Raw genomic sequence first — 9,054 nt, forward strand, 5'->3', positions numbered from 1 at the left:
ATACCTATTAGTGAAAAAGTTATCAAATAGCTATAAGCACCCAAAACATCTTCAAATTGGTATATACCCGTTATCTTTCAAGTTGCCTCTTTGTTGGCTGCACTCGCTCACCCCGGTCACATAGTTTGCTATGCTCCCGGGGATTCGCTCCCTTGCCGTCGCGATGCATCTTGAAATCCATAGGGTATAGTTGGAATCCAGCAGAACCCAGTATAATGAGTCCCATGTTAAGTAAACTTCTATCGGAAATCCAACGTCTTAATAAAGACAGACTAAAAGACGTCGTTACGCTCAATGCTGCAAATAATCCCATCCAAAATGCATATTCTTTGGTAGTTAAGCCATATTTACTCATCAGTACGAGTGGACTGATATTTATATAAGTGAATACACTGGTAAGGCTGACAGAGGAAATAACCACCATCTTGATAAAGTTGGGATCTAGAAAAGAGCTTATCGACTGCACTTTATTCCCGAAATCTTCAAATGGCTTGGTGGTCTTGCTCATGCTAACAGAGATAGTACTAACTATTACACCAAGAGCTGCCATAGAGTAAAATATGAATTTCCATCCCAATAGAATAATTATCGCTCCTATACTCGGTGCCAAGATTGGCACTGTGCATGAAATACCATTGAGGATAGAGTAAGCTTTTACTCTTTCATCACTATCGTAAGAACATTTTCTCACGGTTGAAAGTGCCACTATATAACATATTCCGCCGCCACATCCTTGAAGAAATCTACTGGCAATAAACAACTCAATTTCTTGAGTAGGAGCGATTGCACACGATATTGATGATGCTATAAACAACGCTGATCCAAACACTGATGTTAACGATGTGCCAAATCGGTCTACAGTTTTTCCGGCAAGTAATAAGCTGCTTGCAACTCCTATGAGATAGATGGAAAACACCCAATTCATTTCTATATCAGAAGCCAATAGGTGTACTTTTATGTTTGGCACAGATACCAAATAGAGATCAATGCCTAGTGGATAAAGTAGAACTCACAAGCTTAGTGTTCGAATAACATTCCATTGCATACAATACACTCCAAAAAGTGGATGGACGTGATAGCTAATCCAAAGCATTTTAGCAAAATGGTGGACTACAAATTAGTAATTTCTTAAGTAGAAATCTATAACTATAATTAATTAAAAATAAATCTAATCACTTCTTACCTTAGCAGTTTAAAAATAATGGTATTAAAATTTTTCCGTCAAGCAGATCAAAAAATAGGTGTTGGATTTGCCTGGTTTCCCTTGTCTTATTTTTATTTTCTATCATAATGATAGATATCTTTTTGATGGGAGCTTTCGTGGAATAAAATGGATCGTCTGTAATCAGAGAATTTTCTCCGAGTTCTGTATCCCATCAAACGGCAGGTGGTGACTAGAATCAACCTTCAAGGCATTGTATCGGGAGAATTAATTGAAGTCGTTATTATTTTAAAAAGAGGCAGATGTGAATATGACCTGACTTGTGATGATTACGGTGATAGTTAAATAAGGATAATATTATGTATCATTATGTTGAAAGTGGATTATCAAATATTTGGTTAGCGAATGGATTTCAACAGGAAATAATTGATGGTGAAGTTTATATCAATATCGACAATCTTGATGAATTGCATCGTTTAATTGCTAAGGTATTAGTTTCCTTGAAACGCCCACTGTCAGCAGAAGAAGTTCGTTTTTTACGCATTGAAATGAATATGTCTCAAAAGCTCCTATCTAACTTGTTGGGCGTCGATATTCAGACAATTGCCCGTTGGGAAAAGGGGCAGTCTGGTATTCCAAGGGTTGCTGATGTTGCTTTGCGTTCTCTTTACACAGAATCAATTGATGAGCAAAGTTATATTGGTGAAATGCTGAGGAAGTTGTCAGAAACCAATATCCAGCAGCAAGCAGAAAAATTGGTTTTTGCTGAAAAAGATAATATGTGGCAAAAGTTGGCATGATGAAAATATTCAATTAAACACTTCGTACTGCCCATTATTTATCGTGTAATAATGGGCAGAGACGGTTAAAAAAACGTATTGTTAGACACTATCCTTTGATTTTTTTCAGCGCATTTTCAACACCAGCGCCATATTCTGGATGAACTTTCCTAAATAGCTCCACCTGACGGCGTTGAGTATCTTCATGTGCTTGTGACAGTTCACTGGCGATACGGTCAAACATACGCTGATGCTCTTTACTGCTGATTAAGTTATATAGCCCGCGAGGCTGACTGAAATAATCTTCATCTTGACGATGGTTCCAGTGATCGGCATCTCCTTCTAAAGACAATGATGACTGTTTGAATTCAGGTTGCTCCTGGAACAATCCTGCATTGTTTGGTTCATAGGTCACGGTATTTCCGCTGTTACCGTCAACACGCATTGCCCCATCGCGGTGGTAATTATGGAACGGACAGCGAGGTGTATTGACCGGAATTTGATGATGGTTAACGCCAAGACGATAACGTTGAGCATCACCATAAGAGAACAGACGGCCTTGTAACATCTTATCAGGGGAGAAACTGATACCTGGCACGACATTAGCGGGGTTGAAAGCAGCCTGTTCAACGTCTGAGAAATAGTTATCAGGGTTACGGTTTAGCTCGAAATAACCGACATCAATCATCGGGTAGTCGCCGTGAGGCCATACTTTGGTCAAATCAAATGGGTTGTACGGCAACAGATTAGCTTCTTTCTCTGGCATGATTTGAACTTTTAATTTCCAGCGTGGATAATCTCCTTGCTCAATTGCGTTAAACAAATCACGCTGAGAACTTTCACGATCTTTACCTACCAGCGCTTCTGCCTCTTCATCCATCAGGTTTTTAATGCCTTGCTGACAACGGAAATGGAATTTCACCCAGAAACGTTCATTATCTGCGTTGATAAAGCTGAAAGCATGGCTACCAAAACCGTGCATATGGCGGAAAGATTTAGGTACCCCGCGGTCACTGAAATCAATGGTTAATTGGTGCAGTGATTCAGGTTGATGAGAGAAGAAATCCCATTTATAGGCAGGATTACGTAAATTAGTGTGAGGATCGCGTTTAACAACATGGTTAAGATCTGGGAACTTCAGTGGATCGCGAAGATAGAATATTGGGGTATTATTGCCGACTAAATCCCAGTTGCCTTCTTCGGTATAGAACTTAAGGGCAAAACCACGAATGTCACGTTCAGCATCTGCTGCGCCGCGCTCACCGGCGACGGTTGAGAAACGGGCGAACATCTCGGTTTTTTTGCCTATTTCAGAAAAAATCTTAGCGCGGGTGTACTTAGTAATATCGTGAGTAACCACAAAGATTCCATGAGCGCCAGAACCTTTGGCATGCATACGACGTTCTGGGATCACTTCACGATCAAAATGGGCAAGCTTTTCTAAGAACCAAACATCTTGTAACAACATAGGACCACGTTGGCCCGCGGTCATGACATTATTGTTGTCAACGACAGGGGCGCCAGCATTCGTTGTCAGTCCTCTCTTTTTCATCACACTTCTCCTGTTTTACATGAAAAAAAACAGCGGAATCGCTGATTAAGAAAAATGTTCTGGTCAATGGCGAAATGCAAATATTGTGTTTTTTTATAATTTATTTATTATTTTCTTATTTACTATTTAATGCGAAATTATTCATATAGTTAATTATTAAGTACATGGAATGAAGAATTCACACATATTTAGTAAGTATAGATGATTCATTTCTTTTTGTTGTCTATCGGTTTAGTTGTATTTACGTAAGATGTGTAACATTAAGTAAATAAAGAGGAAATGTAATGAAGATTTATCTTGCTGCGGTAGCAACCAGTTTGTTGTTCATTGCTGAGTCTGCGAATGCAATTTCCGTGAATGTTCAGGCTGGTCGCCATTTCACCAATACTTCTGCGGCAATTGGCGATAACAGTGCTGGCTTGTCTTTTAACGGCAATTGGGCACGCAGTGATCATAACGGGCAACTGGGGAGTTTAGGAACGGCATTTAGCCTGCCTGTCGGTCCATTGACTGCCAGCATTGGCGGTAAGGCTCTCTACTTATCCCCTAAAGATGGGAAAAATGGTGAGGCATTAGCGGCAGGTGTGGGGTTAAGTTGGGCTGTTATGCCCTCTTTAGTTCTGTACGGTGAAGTTTACGGTGCGCCATCCAGATTAACCTCGGGTATTAATTCTTATGCTGAGGCTGCTGGTGGTTTACGTTTTACCGTATTTAAACCGTTGACGGTGGATGCCGGTTATCGGGTTATGAATATGAGAGGGAAAGACGGACACAGGGATAACAAATTGGCTGATGGATTTTATATCGGTGCCGGTTTGAATTTTTAATTTACTTTTTGCATGCTGTCCGCACCATCTCTGATGCGGACAGCTTCGACGTCTAATTAGCCCACTTTTGGCAGTAAACCACTGACAATACCAATTTGGATGGTAATTACCGTAATCCCGCAAAGAAATATCAGAATCAAAGCGGGTTTTCCGCCTTTTACCCGATAGGCTCTTTGCTCAATTTGACGGCTGCGCCATGCCAGCATGGAAGGCAGTAACAGTGCGAGAATGGACAGCGCTACTGCGGCGAAAGTTAACGCCATCACAAAGTTTGGATAGTACAAAGCACAAAGTAGCGGTGGAACAAAAGTAATGATGCCGGTTTGCAGGCGGCCTGTTGCGTTGTTACGGCGTTTGAACAGATCTGCCATGTAATCAAACAAACCTAAGGAGACCCCAAGAAATGAGGTTGCCAATGCCAAATCAGCAAACAGACGGACAGCAAGCTCTACACGAGGCGTCGCGACAACTTCTCTTACGGCTTTCAATAGCCCATTCAGCCCTGATTGTTCCGCTAAGATCCCGACAAAAGTATGAGAAGAGATGGCGCCTAATGTTGCCAATTGCCATAGGATATAGGCAGTTAATGGGATTGCACTGCCGATAACAAATATTTTGCGTAACTTGCGGGTATCGCCTCCCATATAATTGACGATACTTGGCACACTGCCGTGAAAACCGAAAGAGGTGAATACCACGGGAATTGCTGATAATACCAAACCTTGTTCTAAAGGCATTGACATCAGGTTAGTGCTTTTGATGTGGGGCATCATGACGGTCAGCATAATAACCAGAAAGATGATTTTTGCCGTAAATAGCAGGCGATTAATCATATCGACAGATTGAGTACCGATAGTGACAACACAACCCGCGACAAGGGTAAAAATCAGCACGCCAAATGAGACAGAAATAGGTTTATCCAGCCATGAAGAGAGACTGCCTGAGAGCAACTCACCGGCGCCACTGATATAAGCGGTGGTCAGGGCATACATCAGGAAGAGCATACTGAAACCGGTGAGCCATTGGCCTCCTCGACCAAGATAACGTTTTGCCACGGTTCCCAGACCCGTATCGGCCGGGCTGTATTGATAAACTTCCACTAGCAATAAAGCGGTATAGCTCATCAAAACCCAAAGAGCGACTAACATTACGAAGGTTGTTCCAAAACCGACACCGGCCGCTGCCAGCGGCATCGCCAGCATTCCTGCGCCAATTGTCGTGCCCGCTACGATAAAAATACTGCCAAGAGTACGATTCTTCACGCTTTCCCCTAGTTTCTGAACTGATTGAAATCATTATAGAAAGGCAGGCTAAAGGATTAATTTATTTGTGTCAAATTAAGGTTACATTTAGTGTAAATAAATAATTACAATTGTCTTTTCGCATGATCCTAAATTATGTATTTCATTAAATATAAAAAGTTACTTATCCTGTTAAGTATTTAAAAAACAAGATTTTATTCACACTTAAATAAGATTGATTTTTATTTTCATCTAGATTACCAATTAAAATAAGACGTTATTCATTGTTTTAATAATTAACGTATGGTGAAATAAAAATTACCAATGGAAAGTATATCTGTTTGTCTTAGGAAATTAATTGTATCTGTTCTATTCGCTATATCAGGGCAAGCTTATGCTTCAGAGTTTGTTAGCCCGGCGGATCTAATTTTAGTGATAACAAATCTACTAATATTATAACCATCTTAACTGATAAACATGGTAACCTAATTACAACAACTCCGGGAAGAATAAAATGAAATTGATAGATTCGTTAATAGAAAAAGAATATCGTCAACAATTGCTTCAATCAAGAAAGTCGTTGTTTGCTGGTGATAACCCTGAGTTACTTTCACTTTTGTATGAAGTGAGACCAGAGACTAAAAGTGCATTTGTGTTAGAATGGGTGCCAGAACAAGGTGAAGATTTGTATACTGTTCTATTGGATAAGGAGCTAATTGTGACAGTAGAAATATCCAGAATTAATTCAGAGAAATTAATTTTAGAAGAGATATCTTTGGCACAATATGAAAAAACGCTTAGGTATAAGAAAAATAAACTACAATTAGTTGTAGCACTTAATATCATAAGTAATGATATTAAGAGGGAGTAAATTAATAAATCGAGTAAAAGTAACCGTTAATATTATTAGAGCTTAGAAATTAAGATCCTCTAAATAATTGTACAATAGTTTATTGCGAAGAAAAAAATATTAATGCCAAAATTACGGTGGTGAAATAATGAGTGCAGATTTTAAACAAGGATTAAATGCCAGATGTGTATTTAATGGTGATTTTTATTCAATAACAAGTTATTCGGGTTATCGTTCACTGAATTTAGACCTTTTAGGGGGTAACCATATGTTATCTCCTGATACTTCTGATGAAAAATTAAGGGGTGCAGTTTTTAATGCTCTTTCTAAAAGTCGATTTATTCCCTATGAGAGTCTTGGTGATTTTTTAGATAATGAAAAAAGAAAAGAACGATACGAGCAGTGGGTTACAGAGATGATGGGATTTCATCGCTATCGCTCAAGACGTCAGTTATTTAAGAGAATGAACAGTTGTAATATTTGTTTATTAGATGGTGTCATAACTATTAAACCTTATGGTCATGAAAAACTTGAGCTTTGGACAGGGCAAGGTATTGTCGAGTCAGATTATGTCATTATTCCGGCAGACAGTTCCCCTGAGGAAGTTGGTGCGGCATTACGGCTGGCTTTTTCACGTTGCAGAAGTTATGTTTGACAATAAAACAACGGCTTTTGTACTGATTAGTCATGAGTTTTGATTTATAGAATTAATTAAAGTGGACACGTAATAGCTATTATGTGTCTGCTAATTATCTCAAAAGGTTTAAAGCATTATTTAATGAGCTTTACTGCTAAAATCACGGTGGTGAAATAATGAGTGAGATTTTTGAACGATGGAAGAATGCCGGATGTGTATTTAATGGTGATTTTTATTCAGTAACAACTTATTCCGGTTATCGTGCTTTGCATTTAGACCCTTTAGGAGGTAACCATATGTTATTTCCTGATACTTCTGATGAAGAATTAGGTGCTGTGGTTTTTAGTGCTCTTTCTAAAAGTCGATTTATTCCCTATGAGAGTCTTGGAGATTTTTTAGATAATGAAAAAAGAAAAGAACGATACGAGCAGTGGGTTACAGAGATGATGGGATTTTATCGCTATCGCTCAAGACGTCAGTTATTTAAGAAGATGAACAGTTGTGATATTCGCTTGTTAGATGGTGTCATAACTATTAAACCTTATGGTCATGAGAAACTTGAACTTTGGACAGGGCAAGGTATTGTTGAATCTGATTATGTCATCATTCCGGCAGACAGTTCCCCTGAGGAAGTAGGTACGGCATTACGGCTGGCTTTTTCACGTTGTAGAAGTTATGTTTGATAATAAAACAACGGCTTTTGTACTGATTAGTCATGAGTGATTAGTCATGAGTTTTGATTTATAGAATTAATTAAAGTGAACTCGTAATGACTATTATGTGTCCGCTAATTATTTCAAAAAGGTTTAAATAGTTACTAAAAAAGCCTTACCTCATTGAGACCTTTTCTGATTATCGAATGCCAAGTTTTTATCTACAAGGAGGCCACTATTTATTGCCCCCAAATACAAATGACGAGCAATTAAGTATGGCGCTTCTTGATGCATTATCCAAGAAGAGGTGAATACCACGGGAATAGCCGAAAATACTAAACCTTGTTCTAAAGGCATTGACGCCAGGTTAGTACTTTTGACGTGGGGCATCATGATGATCAGCATAATCACCAGAAAAACGCCTTGTTATTCCAAATTTAAAATGTCACCTTTTGGTGCAAATCCGAGTTTCTATATCTATGCAGGAGGATATATGCTTCTTGAAACAATAACATCTCTGGAATGTAGTCTTCACGGTGTCCGGCGGTATGACAGAGCATGGCTTGAGAAAATCCTTCATCCTGATTTTCTCGAAATAACTCGCTTAGGTCACTTAGTCGGTCGCAGTGAAACGATTGACGCCCTGATAGCTGAAAATAGTACTAATTGCATCGTAAGTTCTGACTTCCGGCTGACGATAGTGGAAGAAATGTGCGTTATTATACTTTACAGAACTCACAATCAGGACGGTGGTCATGCAGCACTGAGGTCATCAACTTGGGTATTTTCTAATGAACATAATTGGCGGCTGATTTTTCATCAGGGTACATCGTGTGGCTTATAGACTAGGGTATGCCAGAGTCAGTGTTGTCGCTCAGGGATTAAACGCAATCCTACAAGCGGCCATAAGCAAAAGAGAATTAAATAGCGGAAGGAAATCATCGTATGGTAGCAGCCTAGGAAATATATCGTAAAATTGGTGACTCATTGTGTATAGAAAAACTTTTATAAAACGGTTTGTAGACGCAAACTAAGAATACTCCGGTAGGCGCCAAACCATTACTGGTAAGAAAATGATGCTTGGTATTAATGAGGTATGCAAATGAAAAAAAATGAAATATATATAAAGATGTTAGCATTATCTCTACCTTATATAAGGAATATACAAACTCACAGTAAAAAATTGAAAGGAAGGGATATTTCATGTTATTTTGAAGCTGAATTAATCCATAACTTGCACCATTCTATTCTTGATGAAAACTTTCAAGAGCATGATATTTATTTCTTAAATCATCAAGCCAAATATTATTATGAAAATTGTAGTAATATTATTTCGCCAAATTATAATCAGCA

At 38.8% G+C, this 9,054-nt stretch carries 10 protein-coding genes and 1 pseudogene; 7 read left to right on the forward strand and 4 right to left on the reverse strand.

The annotated features are described in order from the left end of the window. Nucleotides 1-70: 70 nt before the first annotated feature. A pseudogene (locus V2H77_RS13540) lies at nt 71-991 on the reverse strand (MFS transporter); the annotation flags it as partial. A 530-nt stretch (nt 992-1,521) separates the two neighbouring features. Between V2H77_RS13540 and V2H77_RS13545 the strand changes: the two are divergent. Beyond that, nucleotides 1,522-1,962, forward strand: a complete 441-nt coding sequence (locus V2H77_RS13545; RefSeq protein WP_341499222.1) for a helix-turn-helix domain-containing protein — start codon at nt 1,522-1,524, stop codon at nt 1,960-1,962. An 88-nt stretch (nt 1,963-2,050) separates the two neighbouring features. On the opposite strand, the gene V2H77_RS13550 is transcribed toward V2H77_RS13545, so the two are convergent. After that, nucleotides 2,051-3,493: a catalase gene (locus V2H77_RS13550; protein WP_139654751.1), complete on the reverse strand. Its 1,443-nt coding sequence runs from the start codon at nt 3,491-3,493 to the stop codon at nt 2,051-2,053. 284 nt (nt 3,494-3,777) lie between these two features. On the opposite strand from V2H77_RS13550, the gene V2H77_RS13555 reads away from it, so the two are divergent. Further along, nucleotides 3,778-4,320 carry a YfaZ family outer membrane protein gene (locus V2H77_RS13555; RefSeq protein WP_341499223.1) on the forward strand — a complete coding sequence of 181 codons (543 nt, stop codon included), beginning with the start codon at nt 3,778-3,780 and terminating at the stop codon, nt 4,318-4,320. Nucleotides 4,321-4,376: 56 nt separating this feature from the next. On the opposite strand, the gene tyrP is transcribed toward V2H77_RS13555, so the two are convergent. Then, nucleotides 4,377-5,582, reverse strand: coding sequence for a tyrosine transporter TyrP (tyrP, locus tag V2H77_RS13560; protein ID WP_445935498.1), 1,206 nt, complete (start codon nt 5,580-5,582; stop codon nt 4,377-4,379). Between the two features lie 493 nt (nt 5,583-6,075). Between tyrP and V2H77_RS13565 the strand changes: the two genes are divergently transcribed. From V2H77_RS13565 to V2H77_RS13575, 3 genes are all read left to right on the forward strand, one after another. Next, nucleotides 6,076-6,432 (forward strand): hypothetical protein, encoded by a 357-nt coding sequence (locus tag V2H77_RS13565; protein ID WP_088372774.1) that lies wholly within the window; start codon nt 6,076-6,078, stop codon nt 6,430-6,432. Between the two features lie 127 nt (nt 6,433-6,559). Next, nucleotides 6,560-7,066, forward strand: coding sequence for a contact-dependent growth inhibition system immunity protein (locus V2H77_RS13570; RefSeq protein WP_341499224.1), 507 nt, complete (start codon nt 6,560-6,562; stop codon nt 7,064-7,066). Between the two features lie 158 nt (nt 7,067-7,224). After that, nucleotides 7,225-7,731: a contact-dependent growth inhibition system immunity protein gene (locus tag V2H77_RS13575; protein ID WP_341499225.1), complete on the forward strand. Its 507-nt coding sequence runs from the start codon at nt 7,225-7,227 to the stop codon at nt 7,729-7,731. A 150-nt stretch (nt 7,732-7,881) separates the two neighbouring features. On the opposite strand, the gene V2H77_RS13580 is transcribed toward V2H77_RS13575, so the two are convergent. Beyond that, nucleotides 7,882-8,112 (reverse strand): hypothetical protein, encoded by a 231-nt coding sequence (locus V2H77_RS13580; protein WP_341499226.1) that lies wholly within the window; start codon nt 8,110-8,112, stop codon nt 7,882-7,884. Nucleotides 8,113-8,194: 82 nt separating this feature from the next. On the opposite strand from V2H77_RS13580, the gene V2H77_RS13585 reads away from it, so the two are divergent. Both V2H77_RS13585 and V2H77_RS13590 read left to right on the forward strand, forming a co-directional pair. Then, on the forward strand, nt 8,195-8,545 hold the full coding sequence (locus tag V2H77_RS13585; RefSeq protein WP_341499227.1) for a nuclear transport factor 2 family protein: 351 nt from the start codon (nt 8,195-8,197) through the stop codon (nt 8,543-8,545). A gap of 258 nt (nt 8,546-8,803) precedes the next feature. Next, on the forward strand, nt 8,804-9,054 hold a 251-nt coding region (locus V2H77_RS13590), incomplete at its 3' end, for a zinc ABC transporter substrate-binding protein (RefSeq protein ID WP_341499228.1).

Source organism: Photorhabdus sp. P32, assembly GCF_038085095.1.
Classification (GTDB): domain Bacteria; phylum Pseudomonadota; class Gammaproteobacteria; order Enterobacterales; family Enterobacteriaceae; genus Photorhabdus; species Photorhabdus luminescens.